At 38.3% G+C, this 18,797-nt stretch carries 19 protein-coding genes; 7 read left to right on the forward strand and 12 right to left on the reverse strand.

Translation table 11 applies throughout. The annotated features are described in order from the left end of the window. The first annotated feature begins 297 nt into the window (after positions 1-297). Entirely contained in the window at positions 298-867 is a 570-nt protein-coding gene (locus tag AC27G3_RS13080) for a gamma carbonic anhydrase family protein (protein WP_487122224.1), read from the forward strand. Here AC27G3_RS13080 and AC27G3_RS13085 read toward each other — a convergent pair whose 3' ends face one another. The 4 genes from AC27G3_RS13085 to tsaC are packed head-to-tail and all read right to left on the reverse strand — an operon-like array spanning position 868 to position 3,431. After that, entirely contained in the window at positions 868-1,101 is a 234-nt protein-coding gene (locus AC27G3_RS13085) for a hypothetical protein (protein WP_487122226.1), read from the reverse strand. A gap of 2 nt (positions 1,102-1,103) precedes the next feature. After that, complete coding sequence (gene aroE, locus AC27G3_RS13090) at positions 1,104-1,934, reverse strand: shikimate dehydrogenase (protein WP_487122228.1); 831 nt, start codon at positions 1,932-1,934, stop codon at positions 1,104-1,106. A gap of 28 nt (positions 1,935-1,962) precedes the next feature. After that, positions 1,963-2,877, reverse strand: coding sequence for an oxygen-dependent coproporphyrinogen oxidase (gene hemF / locus AC27G3_RS13095; protein ID WP_487122230.1), 915 nt, complete (start codon positions 2,875-2,877; stop codon positions 1,963-1,965). Then, positions 2,874-3,431 (reverse strand): L-threonylcarbamoyladenylate synthase type 1 TsaC, encoded by a 558-nt coding sequence (tsaC, locus tag AC27G3_RS13100; RefSeq protein ID WP_487122232.1) that lies wholly within the window; start codon positions 3,429-3,431, stop codon positions 2,874-2,876. Before tsaC ends, hemF begins: the two co-directional genes overlap by 4 nt. Before the next feature lie 197 nt (positions 3,432-3,628). Here tsaC and purE point away from each other — a divergent pair, with 197 nt between their 5' ends. Both purE and AC27G3_RS13110 read left to right on the forward strand, forming a co-directional pair. After that, positions 3,629-4,111, forward strand: coding sequence for a 5-(carboxyamino)imidazole ribonucleotide mutase (gene purE / locus AC27G3_RS13105; RefSeq protein ID WP_487122233.1), 483 nt, complete (start codon positions 3,629-3,631; stop codon positions 4,109-4,111). 7 nt (positions 4,112-4,118) lie between these two features. Beyond that, the gene (locus AC27G3_RS13110; RefSeq protein WP_487122235.1) at positions 4,119-5,267 is read left to right on the forward strand and encodes a 5-(carboxyamino)imidazole ribonucleotide synthase; all 1,149 of its coding nucleotides are present in this window, start codon (positions 4,119-4,121) and stop codon (positions 5,265-5,267) included. A 56-nt stretch (positions 5,268-5,323) separates the two neighbouring features. Here AC27G3_RS13110 and AC27G3_RS13115 read toward each other — a convergent pair whose 3' ends face one another. From AC27G3_RS13115 to AC27G3_RS13130, 4 genes are all read right to left on the reverse strand, one after another. After that, positions 5,324-5,896 (reverse strand): DNA topoisomerase family protein, encoded by a 573-nt coding sequence (locus AC27G3_RS13115; protein WP_487122237.1) that lies wholly within the window; start codon positions 5,894-5,896, stop codon positions 5,324-5,326. A gap of 61 nt (positions 5,897-5,957) precedes the next feature. After that, on the reverse strand, positions 5,958-6,431 hold the full coding sequence (locus AC27G3_RS13120) for a DUF494 family protein (protein WP_487122239.1): 474 nt from the start codon (positions 6,429-6,431) through the stop codon (positions 5,958-5,960). A 2-nt stretch (positions 6,432-6,433) separates the two neighbouring features. After that, positions 6,434-7,525: a DNA-processing protein DprA gene (gene dprA / locus AC27G3_RS13125; protein WP_487122241.1), complete on the reverse strand. Its 1,092-nt coding sequence runs from the start codon at positions 7,523-7,525 to the stop codon at positions 6,434-6,436. Between the two features lie 120 nt (positions 7,526-7,645). Then, the gene (locus AC27G3_RS13130; RefSeq protein ID WP_487122243.1) at positions 7,646-8,827 is read right to left on the reverse strand and encodes a LysM peptidoglycan-binding domain-containing protein; all 1,182 of its coding nucleotides are present in this window, start codon (positions 8,825-8,827) and stop codon (positions 7,646-7,648) included. 114 nt (positions 8,828-8,941) lie between these two features. On the opposite strand from AC27G3_RS13130, the gene def reads away from it, so the two are divergent. Genes def through trkA form a run of 4 tightly spaced genes read left to right on the forward strand, consistent with a single transcriptional unit; the run spans position 8,942 to position 13,188 of the window. Then, positions 8,942-9,451 carry a peptide deformylase gene (def, locus tag AC27G3_RS13135; RefSeq protein WP_487122245.1) on the forward strand — a complete coding sequence of 170 codons (510 nt, stop codon included), beginning with the start codon at positions 8,942-8,944 and terminating at the stop codon, positions 9,449-9,451. An 8-nt stretch (positions 9,452-9,459) separates the two neighbouring features. Then, positions 9,460-10,482: a methionyl-tRNA formyltransferase gene (gene fmt / locus AC27G3_RS13140; RefSeq protein WP_487122247.1), complete on the forward strand. Its 1,023-nt coding sequence runs from the start codon at positions 9,460-9,462 to the stop codon at positions 10,480-10,482. Beyond that, positions 10,479-11,798, forward strand: coding sequence for a 16S rRNA (cytosine(967)-C(5))-methyltransferase RsmB (gene rsmB / locus AC27G3_RS13145; RefSeq protein WP_487122249.1), 1,320 nt, complete (start codon positions 10,479-10,481; stop codon positions 11,796-11,798). Before fmt ends, rsmB begins: the two co-directional genes overlap by 4 nt. A gap of 13 nt (positions 11,799-11,811) precedes the next feature. Then, positions 11,812-13,188, forward strand: a complete 1,377-nt coding sequence (trkA, locus tag AC27G3_RS13150) for a Trk system potassium transporter TrkA (RefSeq protein WP_487122251.1) — start codon at positions 11,812-11,814, stop codon at positions 13,186-13,188. A gap of 29 nt (positions 13,189-13,217) precedes the next feature. Here the strand turns inward: trkA and AC27G3_RS13155 are convergent, their stop codons facing one another. The 4 genes from AC27G3_RS13155 to AC27G3_RS13170 form a co-directional block, all read right to left on the reverse strand. After that, on the reverse strand, positions 13,218-14,684 hold the full coding sequence (locus AC27G3_RS13155; RefSeq protein ID WP_487122253.1) for a TrkH family potassium uptake protein: 1,467 nt from the start codon (positions 14,682-14,684) through the stop codon (positions 13,218-13,220). Between the two features lie 39 nt (positions 14,685-14,723). Continuing rightward, positions 14,724-15,344, reverse strand: a complete 621-nt coding sequence (locus AC27G3_RS13160; RefSeq protein ID WP_487122254.1) for a YigZ family protein — start codon at positions 15,342-15,344, stop codon at positions 14,724-14,726. A gap of 5 nt (positions 15,345-15,349) precedes the next feature. Continuing rightward, positions 15,350-16,669, reverse strand: a complete 1,320-nt coding sequence (pepQ, locus tag AC27G3_RS13165; protein ID WP_487122255.1) for a Xaa-Pro dipeptidase — start codon at positions 16,667-16,669, stop codon at positions 15,350-15,352. A 110-nt stretch (positions 16,670-16,779) separates the two neighbouring features. Then, entirely contained in the window at positions 16,780-18,705 is a 1,926-nt protein-coding gene (locus AC27G3_RS13170; RefSeq protein WP_487122257.1) for a transglycosylase SLT domain-containing protein, read from the reverse strand. Positions 18,706-18,797 lie beyond the last annotated feature (92 nt).

Consider the following 18,797-nt stretch of genomic DNA (forward strand, 5'->3'; position numbering starts at 1 on the left):
TTCGTTTGGGTTGCCCCTTGGAACTGGATGCGCATTCTAGACAGTTTTGATTTTTCGTCAACCTTTTTTTGCAAATAATTAAAAATAAATACAAAAGCGAACAATATTCATACGAACCGCGTTTTCATTGGCGTTTAAACAAACACATCAATCAAAAAACGACCTATAGTTTCTGTTTCATATTCTACTTCATGATATGTTTCTTTATTTAACTATTAACAGTGAAAGTGTTTTTTTATCATAAATTATCTATTTTTTGCTAAAATAAGTTTATATTTTAGTTATCTAGTTATTTTTTTGGAGGCAGTTATCAATAGTAACCAATTAACAAATATTAATGGTCGTGGTTATCGCGGTATTTTCCCTACAGTCGCTAACTCTGTTTATATTGACCCATCAGCTATATTAGTTGGTGATATTACTTTGGCTGAGGACGTAAGTATTTGGCCACTCGTTGCAGCTAGGGGTGATGTAAATACTATTACTATAGGTGCAAGAACGAATATCCAAGATGGTACCGTACTTCATGTTACCCGCAAAAGCGCTGGAAACCCTGATGGCAATCTTTTAGCTATTGGCGAAGATGTTACTGTTGGACATAAATGTATGCTGCATGGGTGTGTATTGGGTAACAGGATTTTAGTAGGCATGGGCGCAATCATTATGGATGGTGTGATTGTCGAAGATGATGTGTTTATTGGTGCGGGTTCTTTAGTACCTCCTAATAAAGTACTAAAGAGTGGCTATCTATATGTTGGAAACCCCGTAAAACAAGTGCGTTTACTAAAAGAAAATGAAGAAAGCTTTCTTAAACAGTCAGCAGTAAATTATGTCGAGCTAAAAAATGATTACCTTAAACAGCAATAACTATCTCATATCGATATGAATACTATTGCCTTCTAGTTCATTTTTTTCAAGCCACAACTCTACAACTTCTTCCAAGTCATATTTAGTGCAGCTATCAATTACCCCTAATTTTTTTAACTGCATTGAGTGGAAGAAGATGGTAGTTATCTGTCCAGATATTTGGGCTGTAAAACACCAAGCATCTTCTTTATCATTAAAAGCTAGATCGTCATTAAATAACACAGCTTGATTCATTGTTATTCTGCCATTATCGATTTTCTTAGATCATTAATAATAGTTTCTACTTCAGGTTTAACACCATTCCATACTGAAAAACTTTCAGCTGCTTGCCCGACAAGCATACCTAAGCCATCAATAAGTCGCTCAGCCCCATGCTCTTTCGCCCAAATTAAAAAAGGGGTTAACTCTTTCCCATAAACCATATCGTAACATACTAGTTTAGGGTTAATGAGTGATGTTGGTATAGGGGGAATATTACCTGTTAAGCTTGCAGAAGTTGCATTAATGATAACATCAAATGCACCATTAACTGTTTCTTCAAAGCTTGATGCCGACAAAATTGAACTATTGCTATCAAAAGAAAATTGCTGACAAAGATCTTCGGCTTTACTCACGGTACGATTTGCAATAACAATCGCAGAGGGTTGTTGTTCAAGTAAAGGAAGAATAACGCCTTTAGCTGCACCACCCGCCCCAAGTAATAATATTCTACTGCTTTTCAATACCACTTGGTTACGCAGAAGATCTTGAACTAAACCAACTCCATCAGTATTGTCACCGAAAATTTGCCCTTCTTTAAAGGTAAGGGTATTAACTGCGCCTGCTAGCCTAGCTCTTTCTGTGAGATTGTCACACAGTCTTAATGCATCTTCTTTAAAAGGAGCTGTAACATTGGCGCCTTTACCGTTAAAAGTAATAAACTGTTTAACCTTCTCGGTAAATTCACCAATTTCAGCTAATTCACTTTGATACTTTATCGTTATACCTTCATTTTTTGCAAAAGATTGGTGGATATAAGGCGATCGAGACTGCTTAATTGGGTTTCCGTAAACTCGGTAATGATCCATATGTAATTCCTTTAATAATATTATTTTGCTAATTATTGACTAACCAATCACGCGGAACTAAATACTCGTCAAGTTTTGCTTCATCACTACCGGCTTCAGGTTGATAATTATACTCCCAGCGAGCAAGCGGCGGCATAGACATTAGAATAGACTCAGTTCGACCTCCTGATTGCAAACCAAAAAGCGTACCGCGGTCAAAAACTAAATTAAACTCTACATAACGGCCTCGTCGGTATAGTTGAAATTGTCTTTGTTGCTCAGTAAATGGAGTTGCTTTTCGTTTATTAACAATAGGGACGTATGCATCAATAAACCCTTGCCCAACTTCAGCAATGTAAGCCAAGCAAGTGTTAAACTCCCACTTGTTGAGATCATCAAAGAATAAACCGCCAACACCACGAGTTTCATCACGATGTTTTAAATAAAAATACTCGTCACACCATTTTTTATAGTCGTTATAAACATTATCACCAAAAGGTTCACATAGATCACTGGCCACTTGGTGCCAATGCTTAATATCTTCATCTATCGGATAAAAAGGGGTTAAATCGAACCCACCACCAAACCACCAAACAGGTTCTTCACCCTCTTTTTCTGCAATAAAGAAACGAACGTTCGCATGAGATGTTGGTATATGAGGGTTTTTCGGGTGGATAACTAAAGATACACCGCAAGCTTTCCAAGTACGTCCAGCAAGCTCTGGGCGATGTGCAGTTGCAGAAGGGGGAAGTTTATCACCAGAGACTTCTGAGAAATTCACTCCTCCTTGTTCAATCACAGAACCATTAGTTAACACACGAGTACGTCCGCCGCCCCCTTCTTTTCGTAGCCAGCTATCTTCAATAAATTTACCTGAACCATCGGCCTTTTCTAATGCATCACAGATGTTATTTTGTAGAGATTGTAAAAAATCAATTACTGTATTTATATTCACGTCACTCATGGGCGAAAAGTTTCTCCTGTTAATGCATCTATAATAGTTGATGGCTGTGTAAAGCCTAAGGTATTACCTTTGATGATAAAATCTACTGTTGATGCTAATGCTTGATTGTTCTCAATTGCTTGCCACGTATCTGCAGGTGTTTCACCTGTTAAGTTAGCACTGGTTGACACTATCGGTTTATTAGTTTGTTTACATAAAGCAACCACATCTGGCTGATCAGTTACTCGAACGGCAATGGTATCAAACTGACCTGATAACCATAATGGTGTTAGTTTATTTTTAGGTACGACTTGTGTTATGCCGTTTGGCCAACGAGATAGTACTTCAAACCGCTTATCTTGAGGTATTAAACTGTCGTCTATATAAGGTAAAAGTTGTGAATAATTGGCTGCTAATAAAATGAGCCCTTTACTGATTGGGCGTTTTTTTAACATTAAGAGCTTTTGTACCGCAGCTTCATTATCAGGATCGCAGCCTAAACCAAATACGGCTTCGGTAGGATATGCAATAATCCCCCCATCAAAAAATACATCTACAGCACTAAAGTTTTTCACAAATTTCTCTTATTGCTAACTCCAAAAAACAGTATCTTACCAAAAGCTACAAATTAACGCCTAACATTACTGTATATTTCATTAAGAAAAACTTCATCATTCCGTATTGAACTAAACAAGGTTATAATTACAGGCTTTCTTACTTAACCTTGTTTAAATAAACATAACTGAACTTTACTTTCTAAGGGCATAATTTCATGACAGTCGGTATTATCATGGGGTCAAAATCAGATTGGCCAACAATGCAGCATGCGGCAGAAATGCTAGATTTATTGGGCGTAGCGTATGAAACAAAGGTTGTTTCAGCACACCGAACACCTCATTTGCTTGCTGGATATGCCGAAAGTGCGAAAGACAGAGGCATTAAAGTTATTATTGGTGGCGCAGGTGGCGCGGCGCATTTACCTGGCATGACAGCCGCCTACACCAGTTTACCTGTATTAGGTGTTCCCGTTCAATCAAAAGCACTAAGCGGCCAAGACTCTCTTTTATCTATTGTTCAAATGCCAAAAGGCATTGCGGTAGGTACTTTAGCAATTGGTACTGCTGGCGCTGCCAATGCAGGCCTTCTTGCGGCACAAATCATTGGTACGTTTGATGCTCAAATTCAACAAAATATTGAAACGTTTAGAAAAAATCAAACTCAAACTATTTTAGATAACCCTAACCCAGCAGAATAAATAACCCATGAAAAAAGTTCTTGTACTTGGTGCCGGTCAGTTAGCTCGAATGATGGAGCTGGCTGGAACACCTTTAAATCTTGATATTAAGGCATTTGATGTTAGAAATCATAAAGTCGTACAACCTATTAGCCCAGAACATGAATATGGGGATTTAGCACAAGGAATTGCTAATGCAGATGTTATTACTGCTGAATTTGAACACGTCGACCATGACACCCTAAACGAATGTGAAGCATCAAAAAAGCTCTACCCTAGCAGTAACGCTATCAAAATTGGTGGCGATAGACGCCTTGAAAAATCACTACTTGAGTCATGTCAGGCTGCTAACGCCAAACATCATTTTGTTAATAGCAAAGAAGATTTTGATGCCGCCATAGTAAAACTTTCATTACCTATAATCTTTAAAAGTGCATTGGAAGGTTATGATGGTAAAGGACAGTGGCGTTTAAAAACGGCAAAAGATGCTGACACCATTTGGCTTGATATGGCTAAATTTTTAAGCGAGGCAAAAAGCACTCAAGCTATAGTTGCTGAACAGATGATACCTTTTGATCGTGAAGTTTCTTTAGTTGGCGTACGTCGTCATAATGGCGATGTCGCTGTCTATCCATTAACGGAGAATCACCACACTAATGGTATATTAAGTGTTTCTGTTGCAGCTACGGTTGATCATCTACTCCAAAAACAAGCAGGCGAAGTATTTAAAGCATTGTCTGATAAATTGAATTACGTTGGTGTAATGGCGATTGAGTTTTTTCAGGTAGGTAATGAGTTGTTAGTTAATGAAATTGCACCTAGGGTTCATAATTCAGGTCATTGGACGCAACAAGGTGCCGACACTTGTCAATTTGAGAACCATTTACGAGCAATTTGTGATTTACCTCTTGGCAGTACCGCACTTGTTCGCCCTTCTGCAATGATTAATATTATCGGAGAAGATACTGTTCCAGATGAAGCTTTGGCTATCCCGAGTGTTAGTATTCATTGGTATAACAAAGATAAACGTGCTGGTCGTAAGATGGGACATATAAATGTCAGTGGCGATAGTGAATTAGTTTTAGCTCAACGTTTAGTTAAGTTATCTTCTTTATTATCTCAATCAGCATTTCCAGATTTAGCCGATTTCGCCAAACAATACCTTGCGAAGCGATAAAATAGTAGAACAGGTTACAGCCTAATCATAAAAAAAGACGCTTTTCGCGTCTTTTTTTATGATTTTTGCATAGCGGAGCATTTTTTATTACCACATTGGTATTTAAGACCCGCAGCCATATTCCTCTTTAGCAATAAAGGAAAACTACATTGTTGGCAAACCCCTGATACGGGTTGATGATTGACGATAAATTTACATTTAGGGTAATTATTACAAGAGTAGAATGTTTTACCATAGCGGTTAGTTTTCTCGAGTAACTCTCCGTCATTCCCTTTTTGTGCGCACTGCGGACAGGCAACATTAACATCGTCTTGATGATGTGTTTCTTCAATATGATGACAATCAGGATAATTAGTACAGCCAATAAACATGCCATATCGACCTTGTTTAACCGCTAAATTATTACCGCAAAGCGGACATTCGCTACCAGCAAGCACATTATCTTCAATACGTTCGTGTTCGACAATCGGTCGAGTATACTCGCATGCAGGATAGTTTGAACAACCTAGAAATGGACCCGACTTACCATGTTTAATAGTGACTTGCGAGCCGCAATCAGGGCACACTTCATGTGCTTTCTCGAGCGCATGTTCGTGACGGGTAAATAAAGGTTTATCTGAATCTGACATAATATCCTCGCGATTTAACAAAGCGTATTATGTCATGCTTCATAGTCTTGTTTACAGCAATTTAATGTAACGGCCCTTCTTGCTCATCAAAAATGAGATCTTCCATTTGTGAATAAGCGTTTTCTTTACCAGGAACATTGAATAGCACCATTAATACAACCCATTTTAAATCGTCCATAGAAAAATACTGCGTATCAAGCTCCATCACTCGATCAATCACCATTTCTCTAGTGGTAAAATCAAGCACATTTACTTGCTCAAGAAACATCAAAAATCCTCGACACTCAGTGTCTAACAATTCCATCTCTTCTTGCGTATAAATACGGACAGATTTACCAACAGTACGGGTTAAATATGGATATGCATCATTATCTTGTAATGCGGCTAGTTTTTCTAACCAGGCAAGTGCTTTATAAATTTCATCTTGATGAAATCCTGCACGGGTTAACTCATCGGTAAGTTGGTCATGATCAACCATTACCTCAGCTTCACTATGAATATAGTTTTCAAAAAGGTACATCAATATATCAAACATAACTAGCCCCTATTTAATCGAATATAGCCTCCGGGTACAGCCACAACGTGCCCCTTTAACTCAAGTATTGTTAATCGGTTTAGTACTTCCTCAATAGGTAACTTACTCCGAGAAACCACAATATCAATTGGAGTGACTTCATATTCAACACTAGCTAAAAACGGATCGTTAAACAAGTCTTGTTGGGAACTTTTTTCTTGAACAATTATCGGCTTGGACTCAATTGTTGATATTGCAAACTCTTCTACTATATCGGCAGCGTCTTCGACAAGTTTAGCTCCTTGCTTAATTAACCAATGACAACCTTTTGCAAAAGGGTTATTCACCGAGCCAGGCACCGCATATACATCTCGTCCCTGCTCTAGTGCACAACGAGCGGTAATTAACGAACCGCTTCTTATTTCCGCCTCAACAACTAACACTCCCTGACATAAGCCACTAATAATTCTATTTCTTTTAGGGAAATGTCCAGCTCTAGGTAAAGTACCGGGAATAAACTCACTCACCATTAGTCCGCCCGCATCTAAAATATCTTCTCTTAGCTGTTTATGCCTTGACGGGTACACTTGATCTAATCCTGTTGCAACAACAGCAATAGTATTTCCTGCACGCTTTAATATCCCTCTATGAGCTGCTGCGTCAATACCAAGAGCCAAACCGCTGGTAACAGCAATCGAGTGCTCTGATAGTTGATAAGCTATTTTAGTCGCAATATCTCTACCACTTAAAGTAGCTGATCGACTACCAACTATGGCTAATTGACTAACATTTAATAGCTTGTTGTTACCTTGAGTGAATAACACTAACGGGGGATCGTAGATTTCTTTAAGTAACTTAGGGTAGTCGTTATCATCAAAACTGACAATATTCATTTGATGTGATGAACTATTGGCAATAATGTCAGCCACTTTCAGCCAATCGGGGTGCTCAAACGCACGGTATTGTTTTTCCGTTAAGTTATTTTGCTTTAACAGCGTTGGAGATTCAAATAGTTGAGCTAAGCCGTGTTGCTTAACCAGTAATATCTTTTTGTGAACGGCCAACCGAGGTACAAACTTTAAGGCGAGCCAATATTCTAGATTGGTTTTTGACACTGTCTTCTCCTTAAGAACAGCTTTTTAATATTTTTATCCTTAAAAATATATACAGGGATACTTGTCTTACTGAAAGGGCAACCAACTAAGCTATTGTTAATAGCTTAGTTGGTTAATTACTTATGGTGTGGTAATAATATCTTTTAATCTAGCAGGTTTGTTCGTTGTTAAAATTAACGCCATACTAGTTTTTTCGTGTAGCTTAAAGACCATGATTCGACCAATTTTTTCTTCTGGCATATCGTAGTCTTCTTCACCTAACTTATTCCAACGAGAAACATCACTCTCATATCGAGGACCGTTACTGGTTTCTACAACACTTTTACTTTTACGTTGTATCGCCATAACATCGCCTAAACGAATATTATGTTCTTTTCCTCGGTTAATCATCACAACTTCTAACTTACCAAACTCTCTATTATCGCTGTTTGACTGGATAATAGCGCCTCGTAATGATTCATCTGCGGCTCTCATGGTAAATGATGCAGGAAGTAGTTGCCCTTCATTGATTGGCACCACATAACTGCCAGCACGAATCTCACGGTTTGCAGAATTTACATAAAGCGTCGCCGGCTTTTTATTCGCCATGTCGCCAGCTTTAATCGATTGAGATGTACCTACAAGCGTTGCTTCATAGCCTAAAGACTCTTCCGTTTCAGGATCGATAATCTCATCGCCTTTTTGGTAAATGCCGTACGTTTTTCCAAGCTCTAAATCATCATTAACATAAACATTAAAGCCTTCAGTACTCGACTTATAACCTTCATCACTACCAATAACATACGGTAGCGTTTCTAGCTGCTCTTCAGTAAACAAATTAGCATAGTGAATATAAGGCGCGATAACTTCTAAAGGTAACACTTCAATCGGTTCAGACTTAATTGTCTCTCTAACCTTAGGTGTCCATTTATAAGTTGGCTTCTCTTTAACAACAATCGTTTGTTTTACTGGAGGTAAAGGTTCTACAGCTGAATTATCCACTTCAGGCTCAACAACAGGTTCAGGCTCTGGCTCAGGAATAGTTTCCTCAACGATAAGCATTGGTTCACCTTGCTCATCATAGACCAGCGTTAGAACATCACCTGGATAAATTAGGTGAGGATTCGATATCTCAGGGTTTAAACGCCATAATTTAGGCCACAACCAAGGTTGATCAAGAAATACTGTTGAGATGTCCCAGAGGGTATCACCTTTTTCAACAGTATACGTTTTAGGTGCATCTTCATTTAAAAGAAGTTCATCGGCCACCGAAATTAGGGGCAAAGTACAAAAAGTTAGCGAAATTAATATTTTTTTTAGCATATTGCTGATCCATTTTAATGCTTTTAGCTTAAACCACTATTATTAATTATATTTAATGGCTAAAATTGAAACATAACACTCTATAAGCATTATCGCTAATTAATTTGCAATATTATGACAATTTTAACTGTATTAAGCTTCCCCGATGAAAGATTACGCACTAAAGCAACAGAAGTTGCTGAAGTAAATGATGAAATTAGAACCATAGTTGATAACATGTTTGAAACTATGTATGAAGAAAACGGCGTTGGTTTAGCTGCAACCCAAGTTAACATCCATCAGCGCATTGTTGTGATGGATGTCTCTGAAGATAAAGAAAACCCATTAGTATTAATAAACCCCGAAATTATTGAGAAAAGTGAAGACACCTTTATCAATGAAGAAGGTTGTTTATCTGTACCTGGCTGTTATGCAAAAGTTGACAGACACGAAAAAGTGACGGTAAAGGCGCTCGACCGTGATGGTAAAGAATTTACTTTAGATGGAGATGAACTATTAAGTATTTGTATCCAGCATGAACTTGATCATTTAAATGGTATTTTATTTGTAGATTATTTATCACCATTAAAACGTCAACGTATAAAAAAGAAGTTAGAAAAAGAAGCACGTTTACAAAACAAATAGGAATTCACTTGTCACAACCTTTAAGAATAATTTTTGCAGGCACGCCTGACTTTGCCGCTAAGCATTTAGCGGCATTAATCAATTCTCATCATCAAATTGTTGGTGTGTATTGTCCTCCTGATAAACCCGCAGGGCGTGGCAAAAAATTAACAGCCTGTGCAACCAAAGCACTTGCGTTGGCTAACAATTTAACGGTTGAACAGCCGGTTAACTTTAAAACAGAAGAAGCGCAGCAACAGCTTGCCAGTTATAACGCAGATGTCATGGTTGTTGTTGCCTATGGATTATTATTGCCTGAATTAGTGCTAGCAACACCTCGTTTAGGATGTATTAATGTTCACGGCTCTATACTGCCCAAATGGCGAGGAGCCGCCCCAATTCAGCGTTCATTAGAAGCTGGCGATAAAGAAACTGGGGTAACTTTAATGCAAATGGATAAAGGTCTTGATACCGGTAACATGATATTAACGGCACGTTGTCCTATCACTGCAACAGATACTAGCGCTAGTCTTTACGAGAAACTCGCCGAGTTAGGTCCACAAGCATTATTAGACACATTAGCATTAATGAGTGTAGGAAACTATCCGCAAACCCCACAAGACAATAACGCTTCGACTTATGCCGATAAACTCGATAAAACAGAAGCAGAGCTCGATTGGCAGTTAAGTGCTGACATATTAGATCGAAAAATACGCGCTTATATTCCTTGGCCTGTCGCCCAGTTTTCATTTGGGGATGAAAAATCAGCCGTACATCGAATTAGAGTTTGGCAAGCGAGTCCGGTAATGAATAATGGTAGTAATCAACCTGAAGGTACTATTATTTCTGTCGATAAGTCAGGTATTCTTGTCGCAACAAAAAATAGTGCTTTACGCCTTGAGGTTATTCAACTTCCAGGGAAAAAAGCACTGCCAGTGAGCGATATTTTAAATGGTCGCGCAGATTGGTTTAAAGCAGGCCAGTTAATTAATGGCCAATTCAAAGAAGCTAATACCGATAAAAACATTGCCAGTAACGAAGGTTTAAAATGAGTTCAAATATTAGAGCTTTAGCGGCTAAGTGCGCGTATGCTGTTATTGATCAAGGCCGGAGTTTATCTGACGAGCTACCTAAGCAACAAGATAAGCTTGAAGGTAAAGATAAAGGATTGCTGCAAGAAATTTGTTATGGCGTATTGCGGTATCTGCCTGAATTAGAAAATGATGTTCGTGGTTTAATGAAAAAGCCATTAACAGGTAAGCAACGGGTTTTCCATTTTCTAATTTTGGTAGGGGTCTACCAAATAAAATATACTCGAATTCCTGATCACGCCGCAGTGAGTGAAACTGTTGCCGCAACAACCCAATTAAAAAATAAACATTTAAAAGGCCTAATAAACGCCGTTTTAAGAAGTTATCAACGTAATGTAAATAACGAACAACAAGATGCTAAAAAGCCTCTTGCTGATGCGATAACATACAACCACCCTGGATGGTTTATTAAAAAAGTACAAGCAGCCTACCCTGACCAATGGCAAAACGTATTATTGGCCAACCAAGAAAAACCACCGATGTGGTTAAGAGTCAATCAACAGCATCATCAAATAGACGAATATAAAGTCCTACTTGAGCAAGTAGACATTGAATATCAATACACAGATGAATTATCTGGTGCAATTGCCCTTACCAATCCTGTTGATGTTAACAAACTTCCTGGTTTTTATGACGGTTGGGTATCTATTCAAGATGGCGCAGCACAACAAGCCGCACGCTTACTTGATGCGCAACCTGACGACACAGTTCTTGATTGTTGTGCAGCACCAGGAGGGAAAACATGCCATATTCTAGAGCGTACCCCTAATGTTAAGTCAGTCACCGCTGTTGATATTGAAGAAACTCGTTTAACTCGAGTACAAGAAAACCTCGACAGGCTTAACTTAACTGCCCATGTTATTGCCGCTGATGCTGCAAAACCAGAGACTTGGTGGAATAAAGAGCCCTTCGATCGCATTTTACTTGATGTGCCTTGTTCGGGCACGGGAGTTATCAGAAGACATCCTGATATTAAATGGCTCAGGAAAGCCAAAGATATTGATACATTAATCTTATTGCAGCAGGATATTCTTAAAAACATATGGTCTTTACTTAAGCCCGGTGGTACTTTGCTTTATGCAACTTGTAGTATTTTACCCGAAGAAAATAAAGAGCAAGTGAGCAAGTTTATTGCCAACCAAGCTGATGCTGAACTTATTGACTTTTCAAAAAGTGAAAACAGCACTGGCTGGCAAATTCTACCTCACCCAACAAAGCAAAATAATCCCTCAATGGATGGGTTTTATTATGCCAAACTAAGAAAATCACTTAACTAACTGAAGCTTAATAATGAAAATAATAATAATTGGTGCAGGTCAGGTAGGCGGAACATTAGCTGAAAACTTAGTAGGTGAAAACAGTGAAATAACCATTATTGATCTCGACAGCAAACGCTTGCGCGAATTACAAGATAAAATGGATTTACAAGTCATTGCCGGTCATGGTTCACATCCAGATATTCTGAAAAATGCAGGTGCAGAAGATGCTGACATGGTAATTGCCGTCACTAACGACGATTCTACTAATATGATGGCCTGCCAAGTCGCCTATTCGTTATTTTCAACCCCAACAAAAATTGCCCGTATACGCGCTAGCCAAATATTAAAATACAAAGAACAGTTATTTCATAATCACAACATTCCTGTAGACCATATTATTGCCCCTGAGCAATTGGTTACTAGAGATATCGCGCACTTAATTGACTACCCCGGCGCATTACAAGTTTTAGAGTTTGCCAATGGGAAAATAAGCTTAGTAGCCGTTAAAGCTTATTATGGGGGGTTGTTAGTTGGTCATGCTTTATCAACTTTAAAGGAACATATTCCCAATGTAGACACACGAGTCGCTGCTATTTACCGAAATGGGAAGCCGATTAGGCCTCTTGGCACAACAGTAATCGAAGCAGATGATGAAGTGTTTTTCATCGCCGCCAGTATTCATATACGAGCGGTAATGAATGAATTACAAAAACTTGAATCTGCTTATCAACGTATAATGATTGCTGGTGGCGGTAATATAGGCGCAGGTTTAGCAAGTATATTAGAAGATAATCACCAAGTTAAATTAATAGAGCGCTCTACAAGTAGAGCAAAAAAGCTCGCGTCTGAATTAAAAAACACCTTAGTCTTTACCGGTGATTCATCTGATCAAGAACTATTGCTTGAAGAACATATTGATCAGTTTGATGTGTTTATCGCGGTCACAAACGATGACGAAGCCAATATCATGTCTTCATTATTAGCAAAGAAACTTGGCGTCCGTAAAACGATGGTATTAATACAGCGCGATGCTTATATTGATTTGGTTCACGGTAGTGGGATTGATATTGCGATTTCTCCTCAACAAGCAACTATATCTGCCCTGTTAACTCATGTTCGCAGAGGGGCAATTAATAATGTCTATAGTTTACGTGGTGGTGCAGCTGAAGCTATTGAAATTGTTGCCAAAGGAGATGAAAAGTCTTCAAAAGTTGTGGGCAAAGAAATTAGATCGATCAAGTTACCACCAGGAGCTTCAATTGGTGCAATAGTGCGGGGAAATGAAGTGCTCATTGCCCACTCTGACACAGTTATTATGGAAGAAGATCACGTTATTCTGTTTTTGATAAACAAACGTTACATTTATGATGTTGAAAAACTATTTCAAGTGGGTGCAATTTACTTTTAGAACAATGATAAGTTTATACCCAACACTGGCTAGCTTTTCCAAAACGCAGGCGTAAACAACACCAATAAAGTAAAAATTTCTAAGCGCCCAAATAGCATCGCTATCACTAAGACCCACTTACTAAAGTCGCTAATTGATGAATAATTAGCGGCTACTTCACCCAGCCCTGGACCTAAGTTATTCATACAAGCAGCTACAGCGGTAAAAGCAGTGATATCGTCCATACCGCCAGCAAGTAATAAAAGCATACAAATTACAAATACTGCGGCATAAGCTGAAAAGAACCCCCAAACAGCCTCAACCACCCTATCAGGCAGCGCCTTATTGCCTAGTTTTATCGAAAATATAGCTTTGGGATGGACAAGCTTATTTAGCTCTCTTAATCCTTGCAAGTAAAGCAGTGTTATACGAACAACCTTCATACCGCCACCTGTACTACCTGCACAACCACCAATAAAGCTGGCAAATATTAGTAAAATTGGTAACAAAGTTGGCCATGCCGCAAAAGGAACCGTATCAAAAGGTGTTGCAGCAAAGCCAGCGGTAGTACTAATGGAAACTGCATGAAATAAAGCTTGTTCGAATGCTTGGTCGCTGTTTTCATAAATGTTATGCCACATTAAAACAGCAAAGCAAATGAGAGTAAGTACCACCTGAATTGCAATAAACACCCTAAATTCAGGATCGTATATGTAGTTTTTTAATGATCTGCTTTGAATAACCGCGTAATGCAATGCGAAGTTAATACCAGCAATAATAAGAAAAAACACACAAACAAAGTTAATCGCTGAGCTATTAAAATATCCCATACTTGCATCGTGCGTAGAAAAACCGCCAATAGCAATGGTAGAAAATGCATGACAAATAGCATCAAAACCAGACATTCCAGCAAGCCAATAGGCTATGGTACATAAAATAGTTAATGACAAATAGATATACCACAAATGCTTTGCGGTATCGGCTATTCGGGGGGTCATCTTAGAGTCTTTAACCGGACCAGGTGTTTCTGCTCGATAAAGCTGCATACCACCAATGCCTAACATAGGTAGTACAGCAACAGCTAGTACGATAATCCCCATACCACCTAGCCATTGTAATTGCTGACGATAAAATAAAACTGAATGAGGCAAACCATCTATATTATTTAGTATAGTTGCACCAGTAGTGGTTAAGCCGGAAAATGATTCAAAGATGGCATCGGCAAGGGAGAAGTTGGGTTCGTCTAAAAGAATTAAGGGGATTGCAGAAAAACTCGCTAAAACGAGCCAAAAAAGTACAACAATGAGAAAACCTTCTCTTGCTCTTAACTCCCCTTTTTCATTGCGATTGGCGTACCAAAAAATCCCACCGGTAATCAAACAAAACAAAAAGGCCATTAAAAACGGGACACCACCGCCGTCTCGATATAATAAGGAAACGAGTGCTGGTGGTAGCATGGTGACACTAAGCAATGCCACTAATAAACCTAAAATACGTATGATGTTTTTATATTGCACGTTATTATTATCTATTATTGAGACATATTCATTTAGGGTTTATTTTTTATCGACAGACTTTAATACCAAAGTACCTGACGATAATGTTTGTAACTGTTTGGTAATCACATCAAGCTTGGCACATGGAATGGCTAAGGTAAACAAAACACTTTCAAGATAATTTTGTTCAATCACCAAACCACCTACTTGCTCAAGCAAATATAATACATCGTTTACCTGAGTATATTGACACGCTAAGCTTTTGTGCACCATAGGTATTTTGGTTGTTGATTGCAAAAACTTCAGCGCTTGTCTAACACTTCCACCATAAGCTCGTTGTAATCCACCTGTACCTAGCTTAGTACCACCAAAGTAACGAACGACAACCGCACATACCTGCCCTATACCTCCGCCTTGTAAAACGGCTAGCATAGGTCTGCCTGCTGTGCCAGAGGGCTCGCCATCATCAGAAAAGCCATAACCTTGACTATTGTCAGGAGCACCCGTTAAGAACGCGTAACAATGATGATTCGCTTGAGGGTGAATACTTTGGCACTGTTTAATTAAAGCTTTTGCTTCTTCTGATGATTGGCAAGGCGCTAAATAGCAAATAAAACGACTGCGGTTAACAAGAGTTTCATCTTCGACTTCGTTAATGGCAACTTGAAACTCTTTCAACATTACATTTAGCCTAACTCAAGATCTCGTGTCATATTTTCATTATGCGATTGATGAACAATAATATTATCTTCAATACGAATACCACCAAATGGACGGAACTTTTCAATATTATCCCAGTTAACCATAGCCCCATTTTTAGACTGCTTAAGATCGGCTAATAAAGAGTTAATAAAATATAACCCTGGCTCAATGGTAAATACCTGATTAGCTTCAACAACTCGTGATGTTCGTAAAAACGGGTGTTGTTCTGGAGTATTGACATGTGTGCCCCGCTCATCTGCCATAAATCCCCCAACATCATGGGTTTGAAGCCCTAAGTGATGACCAAGTCCATGCGGGAAAAAAGTACCAATAATGCCGCTTGCTACCGCGGTATCTGCATCAACATTAATTAAATCAAACTCTGCAAGTACTTTTCCAATTTCACGGAAAGTAGCAATGTGTAAATCAACATAGCTCATCCCTGGTTTTAAGCCATCAACAGCAGTTAGCATTAATTGATTCATACGTGTAATTAAGTCAGCAAAGTGATCACGTTTAAAAGAATACGTACGTGTTATATCAGAGGCATAACCATGAAAATTTACACCAGCATCAATCAAGAAAGAGCGATGAGCTTGTGGAACCCCTCGGTCTAATGCTGTGTAGTGTAAAATAGAAGTGTTTTCATTTAACGCGACGATATTTCCATAGGGTGTTTCGTTCGCGGTAAGGTGCACAGCTTTAAGATAAGCCTGCTGAATATCAAACTCAGATAATCCCTGTAAAAAAGCTTCTTTCGCTGCCTTATGGCCTTTAACGGCTAATATGTTTGAACGTCTTAAACATTCTTGTTCGTAAGGCGTTTTATAAGCACGATAATAATGTAAATAGTTCAATGTCCCTTCAGGGTTGATAATGTCAAAGCCTAGTGCTTTTGCCACTTCAATATGACTACCTATATAGCCATACCCTTTTTTGTCGTAAGGTAACAGTTTTTCAACATCAGCTGGATTAGTCAGCACTTTGATATCAAAAAATTCATTCCAAAAATCGTTTTCAAGCTCAGCAACTTTATGCCAAAAATCAACAGGCTGATAGTAAATTAAACTAGGCTTATCGCTACCATTAATAATTAACCAACAGTTTGGGACATCCACTAGCGGCAACCAGTGCTTAAAATGAGGATTGACTTTAAATGGATATCCATAATCATCAAGAAACACTTTAATTTCTTGTCCAGAATGAATAACAAGACCCTCAATATTTTCTCGAGCTAAAACGTTAGTTGCTCGCTGCTGTAATTCGGCAATATGAGCGGGATAGAGTTTACTTAATGATGTCATGTTATTATTTCTCGGTCGGAGCTTATAGGTCGCATAATCATAGCATAGCAAAGATATATATTAACTTTTTGCACTTTAAAAAAATCGTCAAATACCAGTTAACTGTAAAGTTATTTTTCAGGTATACGCATGTTAATAACCTGATCAAATACTGAGGACGCTTGCCCGTCTCGTACTTGATATATTTGTTGATAAGCTAAGACACTTTTTACATATTCACGGGTTTCCTTGTAAGGGATCGTTTCTATCCAAATGTCTGCTGGTAAAGAGGTTCCACTTTTTAACCACGATTTAACTCGATAAGGTCCTGCATTATATGAAGCCGTTGCTATTATTTGATTGCCATCACTCATTTTAAGCAATTTTTTCAGATACTTAGTTCCTAGCTGGATATTGTTCCCCGAATCTAACAAACTTACTTTTTTCCTTTGTTTTTTAGCGAGTTGTTTAGCAGTATTTGGCATTAGTTGCATTAATCCTCTGGCTCCAACCGCTGAATGAGCATCAGGCATAAAAGAACTTTCTCGGCGCGTAATAGCAAATGCCCATGCGGGATTTATTTGTTGTTTGTTTGAATACAAATTTATCTTATCGCCAAATGCCTGTGGAAATCGTAAATCAACATCGTTTAAATAACCGACTCTTGATAGCGTGAATATTGCTCTGTCAAACCACTGCGCTTCATTAGCTAATTTTGACGCGACAAGCTTTTCCCTGTCATTGAGCGATCTAAGCCAAAAATTCCATTCCCGTCTCGCTTGATTGGCTCTATTTAAATAAAATAATTCAAACGCTCTTTTTGCTGCTGGATATCTCAGTACCGCTATTTTTTCTGTTTCGGTAATAGCGATTGGCTCATCTTGTAAGTTCGGAGGAAGGTTTAATATTTTAGCGGCTAAAAAACCATAATAATGTCGATTGGTCGCTAATGTTGATAGCAAACTATTTCCTTGCACACTATCGCCTGTCTCTCTCAATGCTCTAGCGTACCAATATTGCCACTGCAAGGCGTTTTTATAACGTTCGGGTAATGCCTTTAACTCATTAATTAGCCGTTGCCAATCTTGCCGCTTAATAATTTGTGATAAGCGAAACTCAACCATTTGTTTGGTTAATGAGCTCTTTTCAACTTTATCTAACCAATAAGTTGCTTGATCATGGTGTTTACTCGCTAGCGCCACGGCAAATTTATTGGTGATTTTTTTCTTTTGCTCATCAGTAAAGTTAAATGCTTTAATGGCTTTTTTATAGGTAGATAAAGCAAGTTTATTATTACGCCAAATAAGCCTATTTAAGCCATACACCATAATTTCAGCTTCTTTGGCTGACTTATTAGGAAAGCGACTTAAGCGATGAATATAAGATGGGTCTCTTCTTACCTTACGCCATAAATTACCCAAGTATCGTTCGTTTTCAGGTAGCAATTTAGTTAAATAAGGAATTAATGTATGTTTACCGCCATCTGCAGCTAAAGTCATTCTTTGCCACACTTTACTTGCTGTACGGTAACCTGCTTCTTGCCAGAGTTTAAATAACGGATCACACTTTTTGTCTTGCGACTTACCTACCACCCAAAGTTTCGTTACTTTAGGTAAAATAATACTTGCTGGCACGCCTGTATCTATTTGATACCGATAATTCATACAAGTTAATGGCACATTTGACGTTGGGCGGAAGTATTCTAAAAATAATTTTTTCTTGTTATTTTTAGCCAAATAATTTAACCACTTTTTTCTCAACGGCCAATCAAGGGGTGAAGCTCTATATTTTTTTAGGAATGCGTCGACTTCGCCCACTTTCGACAAAGACATTTGATCGATTAATATTTTCTGATCTAAATAAGGTTGGAGAGGATAATAATGTAGCTGGTTGTATAGCTCTTTAAATTTAGAACTCTCACTTTGCCATAACTGTTTTTCAGCTTGTTTGAATATTTTTCTTGTTTGAATAGGATCCGCGGCACTACTTTTTCCTGAGGTAAAGAAAATACTGAGAACACTAATTAAAACGACGGTCGCTGTCGTTGTTATCCGCATATTTTTCCCTATTTTTTGATTAAAGAAATAATAAATTTTCATACATTTGATCGCATTAACCAACATTCTATCTTCTTTGAATCAATATGAAT

The sequence above is a fragment of the Colwellia sp. SU-HH01217 genome (assembly GCF_057543495.1).